This is a genomic window from Krasilnikovia sp. M28-CT-15 (assembly GCF_047159595.1).
Taxonomy (GTDB): domain Bacteria; phylum Actinomycetota; class Actinomycetes; order Mycobacteriales; family Micromonosporaceae; genus Actinoplanes.
Genome location: NZ_BAAGAK010000001.1, coordinates 3,622,891 through 3,647,098, shown reverse-complemented (window position 1 = coordinate 3,647,098; position 24,208 = coordinate 3,622,891). Strand labels below are relative to the sequence as shown.

22 protein-coding genes are annotated in these 24,208 nt (G+C 73.6%); 6 read left to right on the top strand and 16 right to left on the bottom strand.

Annotation, left to right across the window (positions count from 1 at the left end):
• Positions 1-20 precede the first annotated feature (20 nt).
• The 6 genes from ACMCNO_RS16840 to ACMCNO_RS16815 form a co-directional block, all read right to left on the bottom strand.
• On the bottom strand, positions 21-1,397 hold the full coding sequence (locus tag ACMCNO_RS16840; protein WP_412750391.1) for a nitrate/nitrite transporter: 1,377 nt from the start codon (positions 1,395-1,397) through the stop codon (positions 21-23).
• The gene (locus ACMCNO_RS16835; protein ID WP_412750390.1) at positions 1,394-1,723 is read right to left on the bottom strand and encodes a Rieske (2Fe-2S) protein; all 330 of its coding nucleotides are present in this window, start codon (positions 1,721-1,723) and stop codon (positions 1,394-1,396) included. The genes ACMCNO_RS16840 and ACMCNO_RS16835 overlap by 4 nt, the downstream gene beginning before the upstream one ends.
• Positions 1,720-4,236, bottom strand: a complete 2,517-nt coding sequence (gene nirB / locus ACMCNO_RS16830) for a nitrite reductase large subunit NirB (RefSeq protein WP_412750389.1) — start codon at positions 4,234-4,236, stop codon at positions 1,720-1,722. The genes ACMCNO_RS16835 and nirB overlap by 4 nt, the downstream gene beginning before the upstream one ends.
• A 1-nt stretch (position 4,237) precedes the next feature.
• Positions 4,238-6,400 (bottom strand): molybdopterin oxidoreductase family protein, encoded by a 2,163-nt coding sequence (locus ACMCNO_RS16825; RefSeq protein WP_412753721.1) that lies wholly within the window; start codon positions 6,398-6,400, stop codon positions 4,238-4,240.
• A gap of 61 nt (positions 6,401-6,461) precedes the next feature.
• On the bottom strand, positions 6,462-7,160 hold the full coding sequence (locus tag ACMCNO_RS16820; protein ID WP_412750388.1) for a sirohydrochlorin chelatase: 699 nt from the start codon (positions 7,158-7,160) through the stop codon (positions 6,462-6,464).
• Positions 7,161-7,232: 72 nt separating this feature from the next.
• Positions 7,233-8,348: a uroporphyrinogen-III synthase gene (locus ACMCNO_RS16815; RefSeq protein WP_412750387.1), complete on the bottom strand. Its 1,116-nt coding sequence runs from the start codon at positions 8,346-8,348 to the stop codon at positions 7,233-7,235.
• A gap of 180 nt (positions 8,349-8,528) precedes the next feature.
• Between ACMCNO_RS16815 and ACMCNO_RS16810 the strand changes: the two genes are divergently transcribed.
• The 3 genes from ACMCNO_RS16810 to ACMCNO_RS16800 all read left to right on the top strand — a co-directional run bounded on the left by ACMCNO_RS16810 (position 8,529) and on the right by ACMCNO_RS16800 (position 11,029).
• Positions 8,529-8,924 carry a YkvA family protein gene (locus ACMCNO_RS16810; protein WP_412750386.1) on the top strand — a complete coding sequence of 132 codons (396 nt, stop codon included), beginning with the start codon at positions 8,529-8,531 and terminating at the stop codon, positions 8,922-8,924.
• A 73-nt stretch (positions 8,925-8,997) separates the two neighbouring features.
• Entirely contained in the window at positions 8,998-10,116 is a 1,119-nt protein-coding gene (locus tag ACMCNO_RS16805) for a hypothetical protein (protein ID WP_412750385.1), read from the top strand.
• 13 nt (positions 10,117-10,129) lie between these two features.
• Complete coding sequence (locus tag ACMCNO_RS16800; protein WP_412750384.1) at positions 10,130-11,029, top strand: SCO6745 family protein; 900 nt, start codon at positions 10,130-10,132, stop codon at positions 11,027-11,029.
• Between the two features lie 75 nt (positions 11,030-11,104).
• Here the strand turns inward: ACMCNO_RS16800 and ACMCNO_RS16795 are convergent, their stop codons facing one another.
• Complete coding sequence (locus ACMCNO_RS16795) at positions 11,105-11,575, bottom strand: FMN-binding protein (RefSeq protein WP_412750383.1); 471 nt, start codon at positions 11,573-11,575, stop codon at positions 11,105-11,107.
• A 17-nt stretch (positions 11,576-11,592) separates the two neighbouring features.
• Positions 11,593-12,978, bottom strand: coding sequence for a ferric reductase-like transmembrane domain-containing protein (locus tag ACMCNO_RS16790; RefSeq protein WP_412750382.1), 1,386 nt, complete (start codon positions 12,976-12,978; stop codon positions 11,593-11,595).
• A gap of 194 nt (positions 12,979-13,172) precedes the next feature.
• Between ACMCNO_RS16790 and ACMCNO_RS16785 the strand changes: the two genes are divergently transcribed.
• A complete protein-coding gene (locus ACMCNO_RS16785) occupies positions 13,173-14,090 on the top strand; it encodes a 5'-3' exonuclease (RefSeq protein WP_412750381.1) in 918 nt (305 codons plus the stop codon).
• A 62-nt stretch (positions 14,091-14,152) separates the two neighbouring features.
• On the opposite strand, the gene ACMCNO_RS16780 is transcribed toward ACMCNO_RS16785, so the two are convergent.
• Complete coding sequence (locus ACMCNO_RS16780; protein WP_412750380.1) at positions 14,153-14,608, bottom strand: glycosyltransferase; 456 nt, start codon at positions 14,606-14,608, stop codon at positions 14,153-14,155.
• 304 nt (positions 14,609-14,912) lie between these two features.
• Between ACMCNO_RS16780 and ACMCNO_RS16775 the strand changes: the two genes are divergently transcribed.
• A complete protein-coding gene (locus ACMCNO_RS16775) occupies positions 14,913-16,223 on the top strand; it encodes a sulfatase-like hydrolase/transferase (protein WP_412750379.1) in 1,311 nt (436 codons plus the stop codon).
• A gap of 49 nt (positions 16,224-16,272) precedes the next feature.
• Here the strand turns inward: ACMCNO_RS16775 and ACMCNO_RS16770 are convergent, their stop codons facing one another.
• The 4 genes from ACMCNO_RS16770 to ACMCNO_RS16755 all read right to left on the bottom strand — a co-directional run bounded on the left by ACMCNO_RS16770 (position 16,273) and on the right by ACMCNO_RS16755 (position 20,155).
• On the bottom strand, positions 16,273-17,268 hold the full coding sequence (locus ACMCNO_RS16770; RefSeq protein WP_412750378.1) for a TolB family protein: 996 nt from the start codon (positions 17,266-17,268) through the stop codon (positions 16,273-16,275).
• The gene (locus tag ACMCNO_RS16765) at positions 17,265-18,494 is read right to left on the bottom strand and encodes an MFS transporter (RefSeq protein ID WP_412750377.1); all 1,230 of its coding nucleotides are present in this window, start codon (positions 18,492-18,494) and stop codon (positions 17,265-17,267) included. The genes ACMCNO_RS16770 and ACMCNO_RS16765 overlap by 4 nt, the downstream gene beginning before the upstream one ends.
• A 1-nt stretch (position 18,495) precedes the next feature.
• Positions 18,496-19,338, bottom strand: a complete 843-nt coding sequence (locus ACMCNO_RS16760) for an alkaline phosphatase family protein (RefSeq protein WP_412750376.1) — start codon at positions 19,336-19,338, stop codon at positions 18,496-18,498.
• A 103-nt stretch (positions 19,339-19,441) separates the two neighbouring features.
• On the bottom strand, positions 19,442-20,155 hold the full coding sequence (locus ACMCNO_RS16755) for a DUF1775 domain-containing protein (RefSeq protein ID WP_412750375.1): 714 nt from the start codon (positions 20,153-20,155) through the stop codon (positions 19,442-19,444).
• A 235-nt stretch (positions 20,156-20,390) separates the two neighbouring features.
• Here ACMCNO_RS16755 and ACMCNO_RS16750 point away from each other — a divergent pair, with 235 nt between their 5' ends.
• Positions 20,391-21,188 carry a GNAT family N-acetyltransferase gene (locus ACMCNO_RS16750; protein WP_412750374.1) on the top strand — a complete coding sequence of 266 codons (798 nt, stop codon included), beginning with the start codon at positions 20,391-20,393 and terminating at the stop codon, positions 21,186-21,188.
• Positions 21,189-21,298: 110 nt separating this feature from the next.
• Here the strand turns inward: ACMCNO_RS16750 and ACMCNO_RS16745 are convergent, their stop codons facing one another.
• The 3 genes from ACMCNO_RS16745 to ACMCNO_RS16735 all read right to left on the bottom strand — a co-directional run bounded on the left by ACMCNO_RS16745 (position 21,299) and on the right by ACMCNO_RS16735 (position 24,170).
• Complete coding sequence (locus ACMCNO_RS16745; RefSeq protein WP_412750373.1) at positions 21,299-22,234, bottom strand: FAD-dependent oxidoreductase; 936 nt, start codon at positions 22,232-22,234, stop codon at positions 21,299-21,301.
• Positions 22,235-22,383: 149 nt separating this feature from the next.
• Positions 22,384-22,809, bottom strand: a complete 426-nt coding sequence (locus tag ACMCNO_RS16740) for a DUF1810 domain-containing protein (RefSeq protein ID WP_412750372.1) — start codon at positions 22,807-22,809, stop codon at positions 22,384-22,386.
• 11 nt (positions 22,810-22,820) lie between these two features.
• Positions 22,821-24,170: a PP2C family protein-serine/threonine phosphatase gene (locus tag ACMCNO_RS16735; protein WP_412750371.1), complete on the bottom strand. Its 1,350-nt coding sequence runs from the start codon at positions 24,168-24,170 to the stop codon at positions 22,821-22,823.
• Positions 24,171-24,208: the final 38 nt, after the last annotated feature.

The following is a 24,208-nucleotide window of genomic DNA, read 5'->3' as shown; positions in this document are numbered from 1 at the left end:
CCCCGTGGGAAAGGTGGTGGTCAGACGCCGCGCAGGCGGCCGGCCGAGGGCCGGAGGTAGACGGCCCAGGTGACCGCGAGGCAGACGACGTAGAAGGCGATGAAGGCCAGATAGGCCGCGTCGGCGCTCTTGGTCTCCAGGAACGACTGCCGGAACGCCAGGTTCACCAGCACCCCGCCGAACGCCCCGACCGCGCCGGCGATGCCGATCAGCGCGTTGGACAGCCGCCGCGCCTCGTGCTCGGCCTCCCGCGGATCGTCGCCCGGCAGGACCCGCGCCGCGCATTTGGCCCGCAGGATGGCCGGGATCATCTTGTACGTCGAGCCGTTGCCGACGCCGCTGAACACGAACAGCGAGATGAAACCGACGAGGTACATCGGCAGCGAGTGCTGCTGCGAGGCGACCAGCACGATGCTGGCACCGAGCGTCATGGCCGCGAAGTTGACGAACGTGACCTTCGCCCCGCCGAGCCGGTCGGCCAGTGCCCCGCCGACGGGCCGGATCAGGGAGCCGAGCAGTGGTCCCAGGAACGTCAGGTACGCCGCCTTGACCGGGGTGCTGAACGTGTCCGCGAACTGCACCTGCAACACCTGGCCGAACGCGAACCCGAAGCCGATGAACGAGCCGAACGTGCCGATGTACAGCAACGACATGATCCAGGTGTGCGGTTCGCGGGTGACGTCGCGCATGGCCCGCTTCTCGTTGCGGGCGTGGCTGAGGTTGTCCATGAACAGGGCCGCGCACAGCGCCGCGATGACGATCAGCGGGATGTAGATGCCCGCCACCACCCCGGGGTGACCGGCGCCGAGGGTGGCCAGCACGGCCAGGCCGACCAGCTGCACCGCGGCGACGCCGATGTTGCCGCCGCCCGCGTTGATGCCCAGCGCCCAGCCCTTGAGCCGGTCGGGGTAGAACGCGTTGATGTTGGCCATCGAGGAGGCGAAGTTGCCGCCGCCCACCCCGGCGACCGCCGCCATGATCAGCAGGGTGGTGTACGACACCCCGGGCTCGATCAGGAACGCGGCGAGGATCGACGGCACCAGCAGCAGCGCCGCACTGACGATGGTCCAGTTGCGCCCGCCGAAGCGGGCCACCGCGAACGTGTACGGGATCCGCAGGCTCGCGCCGACCAGCGCGGGCACCGCGGTGAGCAGGAACTTTCCGGCCGGATCGATGCCGTACGCGGGGCCGAGGAACAGCACCAGCACCGACCACATCGTCCACACCGAGAAGCCGATGTGCTCGCTGAGGATGGAGAAGATCAGGTTGCGCCGGGCGATCCGGGCACCGTACGCCTTCCAGAACACCGGATCCTCGGGCCGCCAGTCGTCGATCCAGTGGCCCCGGATCGTCAGCGTCGGCCGGGGCGCGGGCGCAACGGGCAAGGTGGCTGTCATGGCAGACCTCCCGAAATGATGATGGTGTTGTCGTCGTCCACCCGCACCGGGTAGACGGTTATCGGTGGCGCGCCGGTCGTGGAGCACCCGGTGCGCAGGTCGAAGGCGTGCTGGTGCAGCGGGCAGACCACGACCCGCTGGTCGGCCAGGCCGTCCGCGAGGGGTCCGCCCGCGTGCGGACAGACCGCGGACACGGCCCGCAGGCCGCCGTCGCGCAGCCGGAACACGGCGACCATCTCCCCGCCGACCGCGTACGCCCGGGCTTCACCGACCGGGATCTCGTCCACCGGTCCGAGCCGGTGTTCGGCGAGTGACTGGATGGTCATGCGAGTCCTTCCTGGGCGACGGCGCCGACGGGCTCCCGCACGGGCACCTGGGGCAGCACGGTCAGGGGCAGGGAGGTGCGGAACTGTCCGGGGGTGACCGGCGTGGCGCGTTCCTGCCACGGGTCGCGGTAGGTCGCCACGTGGGCCTCGACGGCGGCGTCGAGCCGTTCCGCGATGCCGTCCGCGTCGTCCACGACGATCGCCCGGACGGCGTCGATGCCGATGCGGGGTACGAACGCGTACGTGCGCTCCAGCCAGTTCGCGTTCTCCCGGTAGTACTGCAGGAACCGGCCGGTCAGGGTGAGCACCTCGTCGGCGGAGTCCACGGTGGCCAGCAGGTCGCCCTTGCGCACGTGGGCCCCCGCGGCACCGCCGACGTAGATCTCCCACTTGCCGCCGTCGATCGCGACGACGCCGACGTCCTTCACGTACGCCTCGGCGCAGTTGCGCGGGCAGCCCGTGACGGCCAGCTTCATCTTGCCCGGGCCTTCCAGGCCCTGGTAGCGCTCCTCGATGGCGATGCCCAGGGCGGTGGAGTCGCCCACCCCGAAGCGGCAGTAATCCGAGCCGACGCAGGTCTTCACGGTGCGGAAGCTCTTGCCGTACGCCCAGCCCGAGGGCATGTCGAGGTCGGCCCAGATCTGCGGCAGGTTCTCCTTCGGCACCCCGAGCAGGTCGATGCGCTGCCCACCGGTCAGCTTCACCATGGGTACGTCGTGCTTCTCGGCGACCTCGGCGATCCGCTTGAGCTGCGCCGGGGTAGTGACCCCGCCCTTCATCTGCGGCACCACGGAGAACGTGCCGTCGCGCTGGATGTTGGCGTGCACCCGGTCGTTGATGAAGCGGGCGTCGCGCTCGTCGTCGTATTCGGCGCCCCACATCATCTTCAGCAGCGACGCGAGGCCCATCTTGCTCTTCGCGTCCTCTTCGCCGCCGGGGGCGAGCAGCGCGAACACCGACGAGACGCTCTTGAGGCCGTGGGTGCGGATGGCCTCCATCAGCTCCGGCTTGGGCATCGGCACGCCGGGGACGTACCAGCCGGCCGACGGGTCCACTTCGACGTCGTCGCCCGCGGCCCACTCGACGATCTGCTGCACCAGGCTCTTGCAGGAGCCGCAGCCCTTGCCGGCCCGGGTCTTGTCCATGACGCCGTTGACCGACTTGATGCCGCACTGCACCGTCTCGACGAGGGTGCCCTTGGTGACGCCGTTGCAGTTGCAGACCTGGGCGTCGTCGGCCATGTCGGCGGCGCTGACCTCAGCCGGGCCCGTACCGATGTCGAAGAGCAGCTGGGCGCGCTCCTCGGGCAGCGCCAGGCCCCGGTCGAACGCCTGCATGAGGAACGCGACCTTGCGCACGTCGCCGACGAGGGTGGCGCCGACGAGGCGGTCGTCGCGGATGATGAGGCTCTGGTAGACGCCGCGGCGCGGTTCGGCGAACACCACGGTCTCGTCGGTGTCGAGTTCGGGCTCCTTGAGGCCCATCGCGGCGACGTCCACCCCGGCCACCTTGAGCTTCGTGGCCACCTGTGAGCCGTGGTACGCCGCGGCCGGGTTCTTCTCCGTGATGTGGTCGGCCAGCACCCGGGCCTGGTCCCACAGCGGCGCGACCAGCCCGTACGTGACGCCGCGGTGCTGGGCGCACTCCCCCACCGCGTAGATGTCGGTCTCGCCCGCCACCCGCATCTGGTCGTCCACGACGACGCCCTGCTCGACCGAGAGCCCGCTGGTGGCGGCGAGTTCCGCGTTGGCGCGGATGCCCGCGGCCAGCACCACGACGTCGCAGTCGATGACCCGGCCGTTCTTCAGCTTGACCCCGGTGACCGCGTGCTTGCCGAGGATCTCCGTGGTGAGCCCGTCGCAGATCACCTCGATGCCGAGCTTCTCGACGCTTGCCTGCAGCGTCTTTCCGGCCTGCTCGTCGAGCTGGGTGTTCATCAGGTGGCCCATGGCGTGGATCAGGGTCACGTGGCCGACGTGCTGCTGCAGGCCGCGGGCCGCCTCCAGGCCGAGCAGGCCGCCGCCGATGACGACCGCCCGCTCGTGGTCCCGCGCGTAGCGGATCATGTTGCGGGTGTCATCCAGCGTGCGGAACGCGAAGACGCCCTGGTGGTAGCCGCGCCCCGGGCGGTGCACGCCGGTGATCGGCGGCACGAACGCCGTGCTGCCGGTCGCGATGATCAGCTTGTCGTACGGGGTCTGCGTGCCGTCGTCGGCATGCACCAGCTTGCGCTTGCGGTCGATCCTGTCGATCTTGCAGCCCGCATGCAGGGTGATGCCGTTGTCGGCGTACCACTGCAGATCGTTGAGGAAGATGCCCGCCTCGTCCTCCACGCCCGCGAGGACGTTGGAGAGCATGATCCGGTTGTAGTTGCCGTGCGGCTCCTCGCCGAACATCGTGATGGCGTACCGGTCGGGGTCCCGCTGCAGGATCTCCTCGACCGTGCGGGCCCCGGCCATGCCGTTGCCGACGACGACGAGGCGCTCACGCTCGGGTGGCTGTGAGGTATGCACTTCAACGGTCCCTTTCGTTGTCGGGCAGGCGAGGTGCGTCCGTGGTGAGCAGGCCGGTGTCGTCCGGCCCGCCCGCGCGGGCGATCGCCACGGCGCAGGCTTTGAAGGCGGGCATCCGCGAATGCGGGTCCAGCGCGGGGTCGGTGAGGCCGTTCGCGGCGGAGCTGCCGCCCCAGTGGAACGGCGCGAACACGGTGTCGGGCCGGATGCCGTCGTTGAGCTTGACCCGGAAGAACGCCCGGCCCCGGCGGGTGCGCAACTCGACGACGTCGCCCGCCCCGAGGCCGTGCCGCCGGGCCAGGTCCGGGTGCAGCTCGGCGCGCGGGTCCGGCAGCGCGGTGGTCAGCGCGCGCACCCGGCGGGTCTGGTTGCCGGACTGGTAGTGCTGCATCGTCCGGCCGGTGGTCAGCACGTACGGGTAGTCGCGGTCGGGCAGCTCCGCCGGGTCGCGGTGCTCCACGCGGTGGAACCGGGCGCGCCCGTCCGCGGTCGGGAACGACTCGGCGAACAGTCGCGGCGTACCCGGATGGTCCTCGGACGGGCACGGCCAGAACACACCCTGCTCGGCGTCGATGCGCTCCCAGGTGATCCCGGCGTAGTCGGCGATGCCGCCCGCGCTGGCCCGGCGCAGCTCGTCGAAGACCGCACGCTCGTCGGCGGTGAAGTACCGGCCGCGGCCCAGCCGCTCGGCCAGCTCCGCCATCACCTGCAGGTCGGTGCGGACCTCCGGGGGCGGGGGCAGGGCGCGGCGGCGGCGCAGCACCCGTCCCTCCAGATTGGTCATCGTGCCCTCCTCCTCCGCCCACTGGGCGGTCGGCAGCACGACGTCGGCCAGTGCGGCGGTCTCGGAGAGGAAGATGTCGGAGACGACGAGCAGATCGAGGGCGCGCAGCCGCTCCAGGACCCGGTTGGTGTGCGGGGCGGAGACCGCGATGTTGCTGGCCAGCACGAGCAGGACGCGCACGCCGCCGTCGGTGCCGAGACGGTCGATCATTTCGTACGCGGAACGGCCCGGGGCGGGCAGTTCGTCCGGGTCGATGCCCCACACCCGGGCGACGTGCGCCCGCGCGGCCGGGTCGTCCAGCTTGCGGTAGCCGGGCAGCTGGTCGGCCTTCTGGCCGTGCTCGCGGCCGCCCTGCCCGTTGCCCTGACCGGTGATCGTGCCGTACCCGGAGTTCGGCCGGCCCGGCAGACCCAACGCGAGCGCCAGGTTCAGGAACGCCTGCGCGGTGTCCGTGCCGTTGCTGTGCTGCTCCGCGCCGCGCGCGGTGAGGATCGTCGCGGACTCGGCCTCGGCCAGCGCGTGGACCGTGGCCCGCAGGTCCGCCGCGCTGACCCCGGTCATCCGCTCCACCCGGTCCGGCCAGTACGCGGCCACCGCGGCACGGACGGAGTCGAAACCGGTGGTGCGGTCGCGGACATACTCCTCGTCGACCAGGCCCTCGCGGATCGCGATGTGCAGCATGCCGTTGGCCAGCGCCAGATCCGTGCCGGGCAACGGCTGCAGGTGCAGGTGGGCGCCCGCCGCGGTCGGCGTGCGGCGCGGATCCACCACGATGTGCTTCGCGCCCGCGGCCCGGCCCGCGTCCAGGTACTGCATGGACGGCGGCATCGCGTCGGCCGGGTTCGCCCCGACCAGCAGCACCGTGCGCGCCTCGGCCAGGTCGGCGAGGGGGAACGGCAGGCCCCGGTCGATGCCGAAGGAACGGTTGGCCGCGGTGGCCGCCGAGGACATGCAGAACCGGCCGTTGTAGTCGATCGACGCGGAACGCAGCGCCACCCGGACGAACTTGCCCAGCGCGTACGCCTTCTCGTTGGTGAGGCCGCCGCCGCCGAACGCGCCGACCGCGTCCGGGCCGTACGTGTGCTGGGCGCGGCGGATCCCGGCGACGATGCGCTCGAGGGCCTCGTCCCAGGTGGCCTCACGCAGCGGGCTGGTGCGGTCCGAGGGGTCCTTGCGGACCAGCGGGGTGAGCAACCGGTCCGGGTGGTCGAGCAGGTCCGCCGCGGTCCAGCCCTTGGCGCACAGGCCGCCCCGGTTGACCGGGAAGTCCGCGGGCCGCAGCTCGACCCCGCCGAGCCGGGGGCTCAGCGCGATGCCACACTGCAACGCGCAGTACGGGCAGTGCGTCTCGACGGTGCGTACTGTGCTCACACCGGAAATGCTCGACCGGCGCTGTTTCTGCCCTGGTCTCCGGTCATTTCGCGGCCGTACAGATCTTCCGTCAACCGCACAACGTCGATTGTGAGAACTCCGGGCCGGTGGTGGCCGCGACGGCTTCGTCGTAGCGGCGCAGCACGAGATCGGCGACGCCGGGTGAGGTCGCCAGCGGCGCGGTCACCACGTCCGCGCCCGCCCGGTGCAACGCCCGGTGGAACAGCCCGTCGACCAGCAGATACGTGGCGACCGCGATCCGGCGGGCGCCGGCGGCGCGCAACCCGGCGACGACCTCGGCCACCCGGGGGCCGCTGCCGGAGGCGTACCCGATCGCGGGGGGCCCGGGCAGTGCCCGGGCCACCGCGGCCACGTCCGCGCGCGAGCGGGCCTCCGCGGACCCGGCCGCGGCCAGCACCACGGCGTCCGCCGGGCCGGCGGCTGCCAACCGGCGGGCCAGCAGCTCCGCCAGCACCGGGTCGGGGCCGAGGGGGGCGGTGACGACCGCGGCGCTGCCCCGGACGGCGGCGCCGATGTCGACGCGCACGTGGTAGCCGGTGGACAGCAGCAGCGGCACGACCACGGCGGGCGCCCCGCCCAGCTCCGCGACGGCGTCGGCCACGTGGGGCTCCTGCACGTCCACATACGCCAGCCGCACGTCGAGGCCGGGCCGGCGCAGCGCGACGTCGGCCGCCAGGCGCCGGATCTGGTCCTGCCCGGCAGGCGAGCGGGTGCCATGGGCGACACCCAGCAGAACGGGACGGGTCATGATCTGCCCCTCTCTCACGCGGGAACCTCGTCGGTCGCGCGAACACTCGACACTCGTCGGCCACGCCGTCCCTCAGGCGGAAACCTCGTCAACGCGAAGGCGGTAGCCGCGTTTGATGACGGTCTCGACGTGCTTTCCGGCGCCGAGCGCGGCGCGCAGCCGGGCGACCGCCATGTCGACCGCGTGGCCGTCGTCGCCGCGCGGCAGCGCCGCGGCCAGCCGGGCCCGCGACACGACCGCGCCGGGACGGGCGGCCAGCGCGGACAGCATGGCCATGGCCGCGGGCGCGAGCGGCTGCAGGCGCCCGTCGATGAGGACGGCGTGGCCGCGCACCTCCAGCAGGCTGCCGGAGACCCGGATCCGGGCGGCGCGCTGGGGCAACTCGTCCGTGACCATCTTGACCAGGGCCCCGAGCCGGGACCGGTGCGGCGTGGACACCGGCACACCGAGTCTGACCAGCGGCGCGGCGGTGACCGGGCCGACGCAGGCCGCCATGGTCCGGACCCGGAAGACGTCCATGAGCTCGGGTGCGGCCGTGCCCGCGACCTCCATCAGCGCCAGCACCGCGGGGGCGCTGGTGAACGTCACCGCGTCCACCAGGCCGGCGGTGAGCTGACCGATGAGGCGGCGTACCGGGGCCAGGTCGGGCGGCAGGGCCGAACGGTAGACGGGCACCTCCACCACGGCCGCCCCGCCGGCCCGCAACGCCGAGATGAACTCCGCCTGCGGGCCGCCGTGCAGCTGCACCGCGATGCGCCGACCGGCGATGCCCTGCGCCAGCAGCCACTCGAGGATCTCCTCGGAGGATTCCGAGGCGGCGGTCCACTCCTCGGTGAGGTCGGCGGCCCGGATCGCCCCGCACGGCTTGGCGCCACGGGCGACCAGCCGCGCCCGGCCCAGCGCGGCGCGCAACGAGTCGCCCATCCCCCAGCCCTCGGCGGCCTCCAGCCAGCCCCGGAAGCCGATGCCGGTGGTGGCGATGACGATGTCGGGCGCAAGCCCGACGCAGGCGGCGGTCGCGGCAAGCAGCGCCTCGTCGTCCTGCAGGGGCACGATCGTGATGGCGGGTGCCTGCACCACCCGCGCACCCCGGCGTTCCAGCAGCGCGGCCAGTTCGTCGCGCCGACGCTCGGCCGTCACCGCCACCGTGAAGCCTGCCAGCGGGGCCGTACCATCGGGCTCGTCCATGGGCAACAGGCTCTCCAGCGGTCGTTACCCGCCGGAGTAGTACGTGTTACCAACATGCAAACCGCTTGTCACCGGGACCACAGTTCTGCGGTGAGGCACCAAGATCCGGGGCGGAGGGTGCGGGCAGAGCCCCCCAGGTGCCTACGATTCGGGCATGGCCGCTGACGGCGTGGTGTAACAATGCGTTCCTGGCTGATCGGTCTCGCCGTCGGCGCAGTGCTGCTGGTGCTGAGCTGGGCGGTGCTCGTGCTGCTCGCCCGGCGCCTGCCGCCCGGGATCCTGCGGGACCTGGCCGGTTTCATCCCGGCCTGCGTGACCACCGTCCGGCGGCTGCGCCGCGACCCCCGGGTGCCCCGCCGGGCCAAGATCGCGATCGTGCTGGCCGGGCTGTGGGTGGCCAGCCCCATCGACCTCATCCCCGAGTTCCTGCCGGTCATCGGCCCCCTGGACGACATCGTGGTGGTGGCGCTGGCGTTGCGGTACGCCGGCCGCCAGGTGCCGCGCGAGGTGCTGCTGGCGGCGTGGCCGGGCGAACCGGCCCTGCTGGAACGACTGCTCGGCCCGCCCCGGCATTGAGCGTTCCGCCCCGGCGCGTCCGTATCCATCGGTGGCGCCCGATCGGGCGCGCGCGACGATCGGAGGGCACGCCATGCACGAGTCCGCACGGCCCGGCATCCATCACGCCGAAGCGCCGGACTGGACCCACGACGCGCCTACCCCCTCGCGACCAGCCGACGACGAGCCCACCGAACCGATCGAGGACCGCCCCACCACAGCCGCAGCTGAGGCCGCCGAGCGACCGCCTGCCGCTGATGCCGCCGACGGAACACCTGCCATGGAGGACGCCGACGGGCCACCCGCCCGCCCGGCCCCGCCGCACGGCACGGGCGGTGTCGCGGCAGGCGATCCCATCGGCCGGGTCGGGACCCCACCGCAGGCTGGTCCGCTGGACGAGCCCACCGCCGAACTGCCGGTCCTGACGCCCCGCACCGGTCCGGGCCGGTGGACGGCCCGCATCGCGCTGGGAATCGTCGCGCTGTCGCTGGTCGGCGGCGCGACGGTGGCGATGAGGCGGGCGGACGAGCCCCGGTCACCGGCCGGGACGGCCGCCCCGGCCGGGCGGTGGGGCGGCGGCCCGCCCGGTGCCGCCCGGGGCGCCGCGACAGCGCCGCTCGACGGGCGCACCACGGCCGGACTGGACCTGGTGGACGCGGCCACCGCGATCCGGCTGCGCACCGCCGACCTCGGCGATGACCTGTACCGGGTGAGCACCCCGCCCGGCGCCGGTGCGCTGCCCCGGGTCACCGACGACGGCGGCCGGGTCCGGCTCGCGCTGGACCGCACCGCGGGGGGTGGTCCGGCCGAGGTGGACGTCGCGTTGAGCGCACGTGTGCGCTGGGACCTGCGGGTGGCCGGTGGGACCTCGCTCAGCGTCCTGGACCTGCGCGACGGCCGGCTCGGCACGGTGGATCTGGCGGGCGGCGCCAGCCAGGTCGACCTGACGCTGCCGCGGCCGGACGGCACCCTGACCGTACGGATGACCGGCGGGGTGAGCCGCTTCGACGTGCACACCGCGGCCCGGGTGCCCCTGCGGGTCCGCGTCGGCGCGGGCGCGGGCCAGGTGGTGCTGGCCGGGCAGGCGCACACCGGGGTTGCCGCGGGTGCCCTGTTCACCGTGGACGGCTGGCAGGACGCGGTCGACCGGATCGATGTGGACGCCGTGGCCGGGGTGTCCGCACTCACTGTCGCCCCGTACGCGCCGGCGTGACAGCATGGCCCGCATGGCAGCAGAACAGTCCACCGGGCTCGACCCGGCCGCCGCCCGGCTCGCCTGGCGCGCAACCGAGCCCCTGCACGGCCTGATCTACTTCGCGCCCGAGGCACACGAGCGGTACGCGGCCCTGGGCATTCCCGAGCCGATGGGCTACTTCGCGTCGCGGGCCGCCGCCCTCGGCGCGGTGGGCCCCGGCCCCGTGGCGGCGACGTTCTACAACTTCAACCCGGCCCTGATCGCCCGCGCCCTGCCGACGGCCTGGTCGCGCACCACCCCGGCGGCCGTGGCGGCGGCGCGGCTGGCGGCCGCCGACGCCGCCCTGACCCGCGGGCTGGGCGAGGCGATCCACGGCCCCGAGGTCGCCGAGGCGGCGCAGCTGGCCCGGCGGGCCGCCGAGGACGCCGCGGCGCACGCCGGTGGCCGGGCGTTGTACGCGGCCCACGCCGAGCTGCCCTGGCCCGAGGCACCGCACACGGTGCTGTGGCACGCGCAGATGCTGCTGCGCGAGTTCCGCGGTGACGGGCATGTCGCCGCGTTGCTGGTGGCCGGGATCTCCGGGCTGGAGGCGCTGGTGCTGCACGCCGCGTCGGGTGAGATCGAGGAACGCTTCCTGCGGATCAGCCGGGGCTGGAGTCGCGACGAGTGGGCCGGGGCGGTCGCCGCCCTGCGCGGGCGGGGCCTGCTGGCACCCGAGGGCGAACCCGGCGCGGCTCCGGTGCTCAGCGAGCCGGGCCGGGCACTGCGCGCCGAGGTGGAGGCGAGCACGGACCGGCTGGCCGCTCCCGCGTACGCGGGGCTGGGCGAAGCGGGCTGCGCCCGGCTGGCGGAGCTGACCCGGCCGCTGAGCCGTACCGTCGTCCAGGCCGGGCTGCTCAATCCGGCGAGTGTGCTATCGACGGCCCGCTGAGCGCAGCGGGACGACCCGGGTCAGGCCGGCTGCGGATCCGGGTCGCCCGGGTCTGCGCGATGGTGGCCGCTGGCGTCAGAGGTGGGCGGCGTCCAGCGCGGACTGCAGCGACTGGCGGTAGCCGTCGCTGGTCACCGTGGCCCCGGAGATGCTGTCGATGTCGGCGCTCTGCGCGGCCAGGGTCGCCTGGCGCAGCGCGGGCAGGGCGTACGCGTTGATCTCCGCGTCGCGGTGGTTGCCGTTCGGGTAGGTCGGCACCGCCACGTCGGTGATCCTGCCGCCGGACACCGAGATGGTGACCTGGATCGGACCCCACCGGGTCTGCAGCACCGAACCCGGGTAGGTCTTGTCGCCGGAGGTCGCGGTTTCCTTCGGGGTGGCGCCGCCGGTGGCGTCCCCGCTGGTGGCGCCGTCCGCGCCGCCGGTTTCCGGGGCCGCCGCCACGAGGGCGGTCCCGGCGCCGGCGCCCATGGTGCTGGTGCGGTAGCTGAACAGCAGCACGAGCGCGGCGACGGTCGAGAAGAGCCACAGGGTGATGCGTCGCATCGGTCGAGTCCTCCGGTTCACCAGGCGAATTGTTCGGTGTGGATGCGGTCGGCGGGGACATCCGCGGAGCGGGCCGCGGCGCGCACGGCGTCGGCCCACGGGTCGGGCCCGCAGACGTACAGGTGGTGCCGGGCGATGTCGGCGGCGATCTGCCGCAGGGCCGCGACGTCGGTGTGGTCGGCGTATCGGGCGGGCAGCCAGGAGGGCCGCGCGGCGCGCGCCCCGAGCAGGAACACCAGCCGCACCCCGCGGTGCGCGGCCAGCCACTCCAGCTCGGTACGGAACGCCAGGTCGGCCTCGTCGCGGGCGCGGTAGACAAGGGTGGCCTCGCCGGGCCGGTACGGCAGTTCCCACAGCAGCGCCAGCAGCGGGGTGATCCCGACGCCGCAGGCGAGCATCGTCACCGGCCCACCGGGGTACGCCTGGCCGGTCAGCTTCCCGTACGGTCCCTCGACGAGCACCCGGACGCCGGGGCGCAGGGCGGCCACCCGGGCGCTGCCGTCGCCGAGATCCTTGACCGTGATCCGCAGGGTGTCCGGCCGCGGCGGGGCGGACAGCGAGTACGGGTGCGCCCGCGACCAGCCCGGCCCGTCCAGGAAGCGCCACTGGAAGAACTGCCCGGCCCGCACCGGCAGCCGGTCGAGGTGGCGCCCGCGCAGGTACACCGACGTGAGGCCGGGACCCTCGGGGATCACGTGGCTGACCTCGATCCGGTGCCGCCAGCTGCGCCAGGCGGGCAGGCCGAGCCGGTAGACCAGGACCGCGCCGGCGCACAGCGCGTACAGGGTCCACCAGTAGGCGCGGGCGGGCGCCGAGCCGACGAAGTCGGCGCCGGTCCACAGCTGGTGCGGCAGGGCGAGGCCCACTCCCAGGTAGGCGTACAGGTGCAGCAGGTGCCAGGACTCGTAGCGCAGGCGGCGCCGCGCGGCGCGCACCGAGGTCACCACGACCATGATCAGCAGTCCGGTCCCGGCACCTGCCAGCAGCATCCCCGGGTACGTCACCAGCAGGTCCCAGAACTGGGCGAACGCGTTGGCATGCACCGGGCCCGCGTACCCGAGGGTGATCAGCACGAGGTGAGCGAGCATCAGGTGGAACGAGGTGAACCCGGTCCACCGGTGCCAGCGCGCCAGCCGGTCCTGCCCGAACGCGCGCTCCACCAGCGGGATCCGCGCCAGCAGCAGGACCTGCAGCAACATCAGGTCGGCGGCCCACAGCCCGGCCAACCGGCCCAGCGCGGCCACGGCTTCCCAGCCGCCGCCGCCGACCTGCTGGACGCCGCCGTTGCCGACCCACAGCGCGGTCACCACCAGCAGGCTCAGCCCGGCGCCGAGCCCGCCCAGGTCGGCCCACCATCGCGGGGTCGGCGCCGGGCCGCGCACGGTCGACGGCGGTGCGGTCATGGGTACGGCTGTCGCAGTCACCTGGCCGCTGTCGACGGCGCCCTTGTCGCGGGGTTAGGTGGCGGCTGTGCGTTCGCTGTGTATCGGTCCCCGCAGCACACGTGGCCGCTGGGTCGGATTGATCTGCACGTCGGGGCGGTGAGTTCGGCGCGCTGCGGGTGGGCGATGTCGTACCGCTGTGCCAGGGTGATGCGGTGACCGACCGACCGTTGCTCGCCGTCGACGCGCCCAGCCTGTATTTCCGCGCCTTCCACGGCATTCCGGAGTCCGCCGCGCGCACCGCGGCGGGTGAGCCCGTCAACGCGATCCGCGGGTTCCTCGACATGCTGGCCCAGCTGGTGCGCACCCGGCGGCCGGGGCGGGTGGTGTGCGCGCTCGACGCCGACTGGCGCCCGGCGTGGCGGGTCGCGCTCGTCCCGTCGTACAAGCGGCACCGGGTGGCGCACGGCGACGTGGAGGAGGTGCCGGCGGCGCTGGAGCGGCAGATTCCGGTGCTGCTGGAGGTGCTCGAGGCGGTCGGCATCCCGGCGTTCGGGGTGCCCGGCTACGAGGCCGACGACGTGCTGGGCACGCTCGCCGCCACCCAGCCCGCCCCGGTCGAGGTCGTCTCCGGCGACCGGGATCTGTTCCAGCTGGTCGACGACGCCCGCGGGGTCCGGCTGCTCTACTGCGGCCGTGGCGTCGCCAAGCTCGAGGACAGCGACGACGCCGCGGTCACCGCCAAGTACGGCGTCCCCGCCCGGTGGTATGCCGACTTCGCGGCCCTGCGTGGTGATCCCAGTGACGGCCTGCCCGGCGTGCCGGGCGTCGGGGAGAAGACCGCGGCCCGGCTCGTCACCCGCTACGGCGGGGTGCCGGAGATCCTCGCCGCCCTGGACGACCCCGCGGCCGGGTTCGCCCCCGGCCTGCGGACGAAGCTGGTCGGCGCCCGCGACTACCTGACGGCCGCGCTACCGGTGTGCCGGGTGGCTCGCGACGTCAAGCTGCCCGACTTCGACCCGGCCCTGCCGGCCGCCCCGGACGCACCGGAGGCCCTGCTGGCGCTGGCCCAGCGGTGGAATCTGGCCGGCTCGGCCCGCCGCCTGGTGGACGCGCTCGCCGGTCACGGCTGAGCGGTCCGGGACCTGGATCAGACGGCGACCCCGGATCCCGGTCGGACGTGGCCCGACCTGGATCAGACGTTGACGAGTTCCCGGCAGACCAGCGCGGGCCCGCGGGACGCGAGGTCGTGCCGCTCCCGGGCGAGGTGCAGGCTCTCGACGACCTCGTACGGGTCGATCTCGGTGTCGCCGTCGACGTCGACGATGCCGATCCACGCGCCGGTCGAGGCGGTGAAGCCGGCGTGCAGCGCGGCGCCCTTGTCCTGGATGTCGCGGCTCGCGATCAGCCGGGTGTGCGGCAGCTGCTCGAGGGTGGCGACGGTGCCGTCGATGCAGCCGGCGGAGACCGCGATGACCTCGAACGTGATGTTCTGGGCGTGCAGCACCTCGGTCAGCCGCTGCACGGTCTGGCGCAGCGCGACGCCCGGGCGGTGGAACGGGATGATCACGGTGAAGTCGACCGCGCTGGGGCCGGTGGCCGGGACGACGACGGGCGGGGCGGCGATAAGGTTCGCAACGGTGGTGGTCATGCCATAGACGGTCGGCCGTCAAACTCAATGCGACCTCAGGCGCCCATAAACACCTGCGCAAAGGTCCGCGACCGGTCCGTTGGGCCCGCGAAACGCACGCAGGGCGCATCGTCGGGGAGCAGACTGGAGCCGGGACGCCGGAGCTGTCTACGTGGCCGGCAACGGTCGTCGGCGCGCACAGCTCCCGCCGCGTCGCGGTCCTGCTCGCACCAGAGGTGCAACAATGGTACATATGGTGCATTCAATCCAAAACGGGAATGCAATTCGCTTCGCTCGCCGCATCGCGGCAGGGTGCGCCGCCGCCGTGTGCGCCGCGGCCCTGACTGGTCCCCCACCGGCCGGCGCGAGCACCGCGCAGGCGCCGAACACCCGGCCGAACGTCCTGATCCTGCTCATGGACGACGCACGCACCGGCATGACCTGGGTGATGCCCAAGGCCACCGCATGGATGACCAACGGCGGCACCTACTTCCCCGCCGCGGTGGTGACCACACCCTCCTGCTGCCCGAGCCGATCCTCGATCCTGTCCGGCCGGTACGCGCACAACACCCGGGTCACCCAGCAGTCCGGCATCGGCAACTATGACCACCGCAAGACGCTGGAGCACGACCTCAAGTCGGCCGGATACCGCACCGCCGCGGTCGGCAAGATCTTCAACGAGTGGAACATCCACACCCGGCCGCCGTACTTCGACAACTTCGCGCTGGGCGCGGGCTACAACGACGCCCAGTTCGTCGTCGACGGCAAGGACACCCGGGCCCCGTACGGCACCACGTTCATCGGCCAGCAGGTCAACCGGTACCTGGACGCGTACGAGAAGACCGACGCGACACCGTGGTTCGTCTACGCCGGATTCACCGCGCCGCACGCGCCGTTCACCCCCGAACCGAAGTACGCATCCCTGTCGTACCCGTGGTCCGGCAACCCGGCGGTCGCCGAGACGGACCGCTCCGACAAGCCCGCGTACGTGCGCAACTTCAACCAGACGCTGGCGCAGGGCGCGGCGACTCGCCAGGCGATGCTGCGCACGCTGCGCTCGGTCGACGACGCCGTGGACGCGATCCACCAGCATCTCGACGCCCTCGGCGAGAGCAACACCCTGGTGTTCCTGCTTTCCGACAACGGCAAGTTCTTCAGCGAGCACAAGCTGCTGGAGAAGTTCATGCCGTACCTGCAGGCCGAGCAGGTGCCGTTCTTCATGCGCTGGCCCGGGCACCTGCCGGCGACGCAGGACAACCGGCTGGCCGCCAACGTCGACCTGACCCCGACGGCGCTGGCCGCCGCCGGGCTCACCCCCAGCTACACGTACGACGGGCGCAACCTGCTGGCCTCCGGCGGACGCGACCGGGTGCTGTTCGAGTACTGGCGCGACGCGGCCAACGGCGCGGGCATCCCCACCTGGGCGGCGACCTATGTGGCCGGGCGTTACCAGTACACCGAGCTCTACCGCGACGACGGCTCCGTGCTCGACCGGGAGTACTACAACCTCGCGGCCGACCCGTGGCAGCTCACCAACCTGTTCCGCGACGGCAACCCGCGCAACGATCCCGCGATCGCCCCACTGGCGGCCGCACTGGCGACCCAGCGCACCTGCACGGGCCGCGCCTGCCCGTGACGGTCCGGCGTCACGGCCACGGGCCATGCCGTCCATTGACGGTCCGGCGTCACGGCCACAGCGCGGACGGGGACTCGGCGTCGGGTACCAGCACGGACGGGTGCCCGCTCCCGTCGGCCGGCACCGACCACACGTCCGCGGCGCGGGTGCCGCGGCGGACCGCGTACATGACGGTGTGGTCGTCGAGCCAGGCGGCCTGGTCGTCGACGCTGCGCGGTTCCGCCAGCGGGACACGCGACAGCGTCGCCAGGTCGAGCACGGTCAGCCGCCACCCCCGGGCCGGGTCGCCGCCGCGGGCCGCCTTGAACACCAGCCGTTTGCCGTCCGGCGACAGCGACGGGCACTCCACATTCGCGGCGATCGTGCGCACCGTACGGGTGGACAGGTCACCGGCGACCAGGTAGCGCCGCCCGGCGGTGGACATGGTGGCGTAGAAGTGGCCGTCGTCGGCGAACGTGACCCCCCAGAAGTTCAGATCCGCCGCCCGGTACGCCCGGCCGTCCCGGACGACCGCGAAGTCCTCGAGTGTGTCCACTGTGGCGCCGCTGACCGTGTCCAGCATGCCGACCCGGGTCGAGAACCGGCCGCCGTTGTACCCGTCGCCGGCCACGAAGACGGTCCACGCCAGCAGGTGCCCGCTGCCCGCGACGCGGGCCCGGTTCGGCACCCCGACCAGCGGATATTCCGACCGTACGCGGAGCCGGGAGTCGAGCACCGCGAGCTGGTAGGTGTGCAGCGGCCCGTCCGGGCGCAGGCAGGCCACCGTGCCCGCCGCCGCGTACACCCGGTCGCAGGAGACCCCGGAGACCCGGCGCGGACCGCCCGGGTCGGCACGCTCGACCGTCGCGACCCGGCCGTGACTGGCGGCGGCCGTGCTGCGCACCAGCAGCCGGTCCCCAGGCCCGGCGTCCACCGCCGCCCCGGTGGCGCCGGGCACGGGGGCGTGCCGTCCCGCGACGATCGTGTACCCGGCCGCACCCGCCAGCAGCGCCACGGACAGCCCCACCGCGGCCGGCATCCGCCGCCGGTCCGGGATCGCGGTCACGGGCGGGCTCGGCGGGAGAACAGCAGGGCGGCGGACGCGGTGAGCGTGACCACGGCCGCCGCGGCGGTCACCCGGACGGCGCCGGTCGCGCCCCAGCACTGCCAGGCCAGCCCGAACGCCACTGAGGAGGCAAGGTAGGCCAGCGCCTGACCGGTCTGCACCAGCGCGATCCCGGTGGTGCGCAACTCCGCCGGCAGCAGCGGACCGGCCAGCGCCATGAGCACGCCGTCGGTGGCCGCGTAGAAGGCGCCGTAGAGGCCGAGGACCAGCACGAGCCCCGGCAGGCCCGCCCAGGGCGCGGCCAGCAGCAGGTACACGGCCAGCAGCGCGGCGTACCCGGCCAGCAGGACCGGCCGTCGCCCGATGCGGTCGGCAAGCACGCCGAGCGGCGCGGCCAGCAGCAGGTACGCGAGGCTGGTGCCGACGGCCAGCAGCGGGAACCAGCCGACGGCCAGCGACTCGCGCCGCTGGAGCAGCAGGTAGACGAAGCCGTCGCCGATCGTGCTGAGCCCGAGCAGGGTGGCACCGAGCAGCACCGGCCGCAGCGGCCCCCGGCGCACCAGCGCGGCGGCCGTGCGGGGGTGGACCGCGGCGGGGCTGGGGCGCGGGCCCCGGTGCTCGCGCACCAGCAGGACCAGCAGCACGACACCGACCGCGGCGAAGCAGGCGCTGACCACGAACACCGCGTCGAACGCCTGACCGGACGCGGCCAGCACGCCCAACGCGACCAGCGGCCCCGCGAACGCGCCGGCGCTGTCCATGGCCCGGTGCACGCCGAACGCCCGGCCGAGGCCGGGCGCGGGGGTGGCGAGTGTGATCAGAGCGTCGCGGGGTGCGGTGCGCAGGCCCTTGCCGGCCCGGTCCGCGACGGTCGCGGCGCCGAGGCCGGCCAGGGAGGGCCCGGCGGCCAGCAGGCCCAGTCTGGCGACCGCGGAGAGGCCGTACCCGAGCGTGGCGAGCAGTTTGCGGCGGCGTGCCCGGTCCGCGAGGTAGCCGCCGACCGGGCGCAGCAGCGCGGTCGCGCCGGTGTAGAGGCCGTCGATCAGGCCGTACCCGGCGGGGCTCAGGTGCAGGACGGCCACGAGGTACAGCGGCAGGACCGCGGTCACCATCTCGCTGGAGACGTCCGTGACGAGGCTGACCGCCCCGAGGGCCAGCACGGTGGGCGCGACGCGTCTGGTCCGGTCGACCACCCCGGTGGGGCGATCGACCGTGGCGAGGTACACGTCAGGTCCAGATGTCGGTGACCGGTGCTACCCCGGCGGCGCCGCCGAGCGCGGGGAGCCCGTACGCGGTCTCGATGGTCCGCAGCACCGAGTAGTGGGTGATCTTGGTGGCGTACGAGCCGGGGTTGACGTGGGCGCCGACGAACGTGGTGTGGATGCGGTTCAGCGCCAGGTAGTTGTCCTCGTCGAACGTGACGATGAGCAGGCTGTTGTGGGTCTTGGCCCACTGGGCGTACCCGTCGAGGTTGCGCCGCAGCCACCCGTCGCCGGTGGCGATCGAGCAGTCGTGCATGTCGTTGCACATGTCCGGCGTCACGAACGCCACCGTCGGCAACGCACCGTAGTCGGCGGGGAAGGCCGCGAACGTACGGTTGGCGGAGGCCGGGACGTTCGTGAAGTCCACCCAGCTGTTGTGCTTGCGCCGGTACGTGCCGCTGGAGCAGCCGGTGTAGCCCTCGGACGGCATCGCCTCGGAGTATCCGGTGAAGCTCAGTCCCGCGCCGATCAGCTGGGCGCCCAGATTCGCGCCGGTGAACGACTTCGGACAGTCGTCGCTGCTGACGCCCTGGGTGGAGCCGGAGAACAGGGCGATGTAGTTGGGCTGGCTGGGGTGGGTGATCGCGTACGACTGGGTGAACGTGGCGCCCTGGGCGGCGAGCGCGGCGAAGTAGGGGGCACTGGACCCGGTGATCTGGGACGCCGACTTGTTCTCGAACATCACCAGCACGATGTGGTCGAAGACCGGGACGGCGGTGGCCGCCCGGGCCTGCGGGGACGCGGCGCTCAGGCCGATGCCGACGAGTACGGCGGCCGCGATCGCGGCCCCGATTCGCTGTACTGACATGCGCGCAGCGTGGGCGGCGCCCCCTACGCCAGCCTGAACAAAGAGTTACAGTTGTCTATACGCCAGGTTAACAATAGATGTACATCTATCTCTTGCCGGCGTGTCAGCTGGCGTCGCCGCGCCGCCGGTACGCGAAGACCGCGCCCGCCGCGACGAGGACCGCGACGAACAGGGCGGGCCAGATCCACCAGGTCGAGTTGCTGCGCCCGGCCGGGGAAGCCTCGGCCGGGGCGCTCGAGACCCCCGCCGACGCCGGGGCGCTGGCGACCGGGGCGCTGGCAGCCGGGGCGCTGGCAGCCGGGGCGCCGGGCGTCGCCGAGGCGGGGCCGGAGCCGGCCGGGCTCGGCGCCGCGCTGCTGGTGGCCGACTTCGGCGCGGGCTGCAGAGTCACCAGCGGGGCCGGGTGCTCCGGCTCCTCCTCGCCGGGCTCCTGGATCTCGATCCACCGGTCGACGCTGCCGTCGCTGTAGCTCTCCAGGGTCCTGAACGACAGCCGCGTCTCGCCGTCCGGCAGCTTGGCGATCTTGACCTTCCACTCGGCGTCCTTGCCCACCGGCAGCGCCTTGCCACCGACGGTGAATCCGTCCGCAGTCGCCTTGTACGTCCACCCGCTCGGCGCCTTGACCAGCGACACGTCGGCCGGCGCGATGCCCTGGGGCAGCACCACCCGCTCGCTGATGATCCCGGCCTTGCTCGACTCCGCCTCACCGGAGAAGGTGAGGGTCACGTCGGTGGCGCCGGCCTGCTTCTTGTCGGCGCTGACCTCCACGTGGGCGAGAGCCGGACCGGCCACCCCCAGCACAGCAACGCCCGCCATGGCACAAACCGTCATCAACCGGAACCCGCTGCGCACCGAGACCGCCTTCCTGAGATGTCGGCGGCCCCAGGCCGGAACCACCGATCACACAGTCGGCACCCGGCGCCGGAAAGTTCCCGCGAATTCGCTCACGGTCCGGCAAGCGGAGGTCCCGCCGCCGCGCAGACCGGCACGCCGGGCCCGGACCGGCGTAATTCGCGGGAAACGGGCGTGGCGGGCTCCGTAGAGTCGCGTCGTGACGCAGACCCGGATCGACGACGCCGTACTGGACAACCCGGTGTGGGCGGCGCTGCGCGGACCACAGGCCCACCTCGCCGAGGTGGCGGGCCGCGCCGGCCGCTACCCGGCGGACGTGGCGCCGTTCCACGGGACCGCCGACCTGGCCGACCCCGCGGCCTGGGCCGACCTCGCGCGGCTGGCCGGGCCGGGCGTGGAGGTGTTCGTCGCGGGCCCCGGGCTGGCCCCGCCGCCGGACTGGGCGAGCACGTTCACGCTGCCGGGAGTGCAACTGGTCGACGCCGGGACGGCGGCCGACGACGATCCCGAGATCGTGGAGCTGAGCGCCGCCGACGTTCCAGACATGCTCGACCTGGCCGCCCGCACCCAGCCCGGGCCGTTCCGGCCCCGCTCCATCGAGATGGGGCGGTTCGTGGGGCTGCGCCGCGACGGGGCGCTCATCGCCATGGCCGGTGAACGGCTGCGCCCGCCCGGCTGGACGGAGATCACCGCGGTCTGCACCGACCTGGAGCACCGCGGTCAGGGCATCGCGGCGCGGCTGGTACGGGCGGTCGCGGCCGGGATCCGCCAGCGCGGCGACACCGCGTTCCTGCATGCCGCCGCGGACAACACGAACGCGATCCGCCTGTACGAGAAGCTCGGCTTCACGCTGCGCACCCCGGTGACGTTCGCCGTGCTGCGGACCCCCGGTGGAGAGACGGCCCTCGCGGAGGCCGGTGCGGTCGCCGCCGTCCACGGCGCAGCCGCCGGAGCCGAGCCCGCCGAGGACGCCGAGGACGAAACCGAACCCTGGTGAGCCGTCGCGCACACCGGCCTGGATCCAGCAGAAGGTGGGGCTCGCCGTGAATTGCATGGTGGCGCGCCCGGCTGCCGGGGCGCCTTCCGGCACGGCGACGGTGACCTCGGTCAGGCAGGCAGCGCGAGCGCGGCGACCTCATCGGCGCAGCCCCACGACAGGGTCATCCCGGCACCCCCGTGGCCGTACGCATGCACCACCGTCCCCAGTGGATACTGCTGCGCCGTCACCCGCGGGCCGCCCCGCCGGGCCGGTCGCAACCCGACCCGCTCCCCCACCACCGGCGCGCCCGCCAGCTGCGGCACCAGCGCGACGCACCGGGCCAGGATCGACTCGCTGACCGCGGGGTCGGGCCGGGTGTCCCACTCGTCGACGTCCCAGGTGCCGCCGAGGACCACGTCGTCGGCGCGCGGGTGCACGTAGGTGCCGGGGTCGCCCGCGGCGCGCACCGACGTGTCCAGACCCGGGTTGGCGACCAGGACGACCTGCCCGCGTGCCGGATGCAGGGCCGGGTCGCCGCACAGGCGGGCGGCACCCAGGCCCGTCGCGTTGACCACGACCGGCGCCTCGACCAGGGCCTCGTCGAGGTGCCGGACAGCACGCCGGACGACCCGGCCACCCGCGGCCACGAAGCGCTGCCGCAGCCACGGCAGGTAGCTGCCCATGTCGGCCAGCGGTGCCACGAACCGGATCTCCCGCGTCCACGGTGGCCGTGCCGCAGCGTAGGTCACCGCCCCTGCGGCGGGCGCCCACCAAGGGGGCGCGGTGTCCGGGCCGTGCTCCAGGTTGCGGGTGGCGCGCAGCATCACCCCGGGTACCCCCGCGACGGCCTGCCGGCGGAATTCCGCGTACGTGGCCGTGGCCCAGGCGAGCACCCGCGAGCCGCCGTCGATGCCGGCCGGATACCAGACGGCCGCGGCGATCGCCGAGGTGGTGGCCGCGGGATCGTCGGGTGACCACAGGGCGACCGTGGCGCCGCGTTCGCGCAGCCGCACCGCGGCCGTCAGCCCGATGATGCCGCCGCCCAGCACGATGACGTCCGCCATCCGCCCACTCTGCCGTATCCCGGTCCCGGGTACGCAACCGTGTTGAGTACCCGGCTCAGTCGCGGTTGCCGCCCGGCGGAACAGACTGCGCGTCAGGGAAACGAGCTCCCAGAGCACATCCACCCCCGGCGTTCACCCTGGCCGAGGCCCTAACCGGCGCGGCCGAGCAGGTCCAGGGTGCGCTGGTCCGGCGCGCCCTCGTAGAAGCGGTCCAGCACCGCCTGGAACGGTCGTGGATCGTCGGCCGCCTGCGCGAACAGCGTCATCGAGGAACGCAGCTTCAGATCGTCGGGACTTCCCAGGATCTGGGTGGCGGTGCGGCCCTCGACGGCCAGCAGGGCGCGGGCGCATTCGGTCAGCCGGGGGCCCAGCACGGGATCGGCCAGGTACGCGCGGGCCTCGTCGAGCGAGGCGATCGCGTACCGCTGGGCGGTGGGGCTGTGTCCCAGCCCGGCCAGTTGCGGGAAGACGAACCACATCCAGTGGCTGCGTTTGCTGCCGGCGCGCAGCTCGGTCAGCGCGTCGGCGTACACATCGCGCTGGGCGTCGGTGAATCGAGCCAGGTCATGCCCCACACCGGCGGATACTACTGGCCCGGCCCCGGCATGCGGTGCGGCGCGGCGAATCGCCGCAGGTCGCGGGTGAGGCCGGTGAGCGGCCGGATGGCCAGGATGCAGGTGTCGTCCTCCGGGTTGGGCCGGCGGAACCGGTCGAACAGCTGGATCAGCGGATGGGTGGAGGACGCCGCCGAGGCCTCCTCCACCGTGGCGATGACCGCCTGCAGCCCCTCGTCGAGGCTGCGGTGCCGGTCCTCGATCAGCCCGTCGGTGTAGAACAGCAGCATGTCGCCGAAGTCCAGTTCGAGCGTGGCGTTGACGTAGCGGGCGTCCTCGACCACTCCGAGCACCGGGCCGGGCGGGCGTTCCAGCGCCGCGGCCCGCTTGGCGTGGCTGAACACCGGCGGCGGGTGCCCGGCCTGCGCCCAGGTGAGCAGCCGTCGCTGCGGCTCGTAGCGGGCGATGACCGCGGTCGCGGAGATCTCCGGGTTCTCCCGCTCCAGGTCGCAGGTGAGCCGGTTCAGGTGGGCGAGCAGCTGCGCCGGGTCCGTGGTGGCCACCGCCAGGGCGCGCAGCGCGTGCCGCAGCTGGGCCATGAACGTGGCCGCCGGGGTGCCGTGCCCGGCGACGTCGCCGACCGCCAGCAGCACCGACCCGTCGGGCAGCGCCGCCGCGTGGTACCAGTCGCCGCCGACCCGGCTCTGCTGGCCCGCCGGCAGATAACGCACCGCGACCCGCAGGCCGGGCAGCTCGATCGGGCCGTCCGGGATGGGCAGGATGATCTGCTGCAGCCGGGCGGCCATCTCGTGTTCGGCGGCGAGGTCGCGGCGGTGCTCGGCGAGCTCGCGCTCCACCTGGGCCAAGCGCAGCTCGGCGGTGGCGGACCCGTCCGGCGGGACCGGCTCGTCGTGCCGCAGCCAGGTCATCAGCAGCCCGTCGCCGAGGCGGTGCACCCGCACCGAGTAGCGGCCGCCGGTGTGGTCGAACGGGCCGACCGTGGCCGGCTCACCACTGTCGAGGACCTGCTGGTAGACCAGCCACCGGTCGCTGGCCAGGGTGTGCGGTGAGGACAGGGTGACGCGGCTGCCGACGAGGTGGGGGCCGTGGCGCCCGCCCGGGCTCACCGCCTCCGGGGTGACCGCGGCGACGACCAGGTCCCGCAGACGGCCGGAGCGGTCGCGTACCGGCGTGAGGAACGCGGCGGCGCCCGGGATGGCGTCGAGGACCTGCTGGACGGTGGCCAGCCACGGTTCCCGGCGACGCACCGCGGCGATGCCGACGGCGGCCCGGTCGACACCCGCCCGGGGCGGCTCGGGGGCCGGGGGCCACCCTGCCGGCCGGGTGTCCGCCGGTCCGGCGTACGTGTGAGCGCCTCTCATGCCCCTCCCGCCTCGCTGGTATCGGCTTATTGCATACG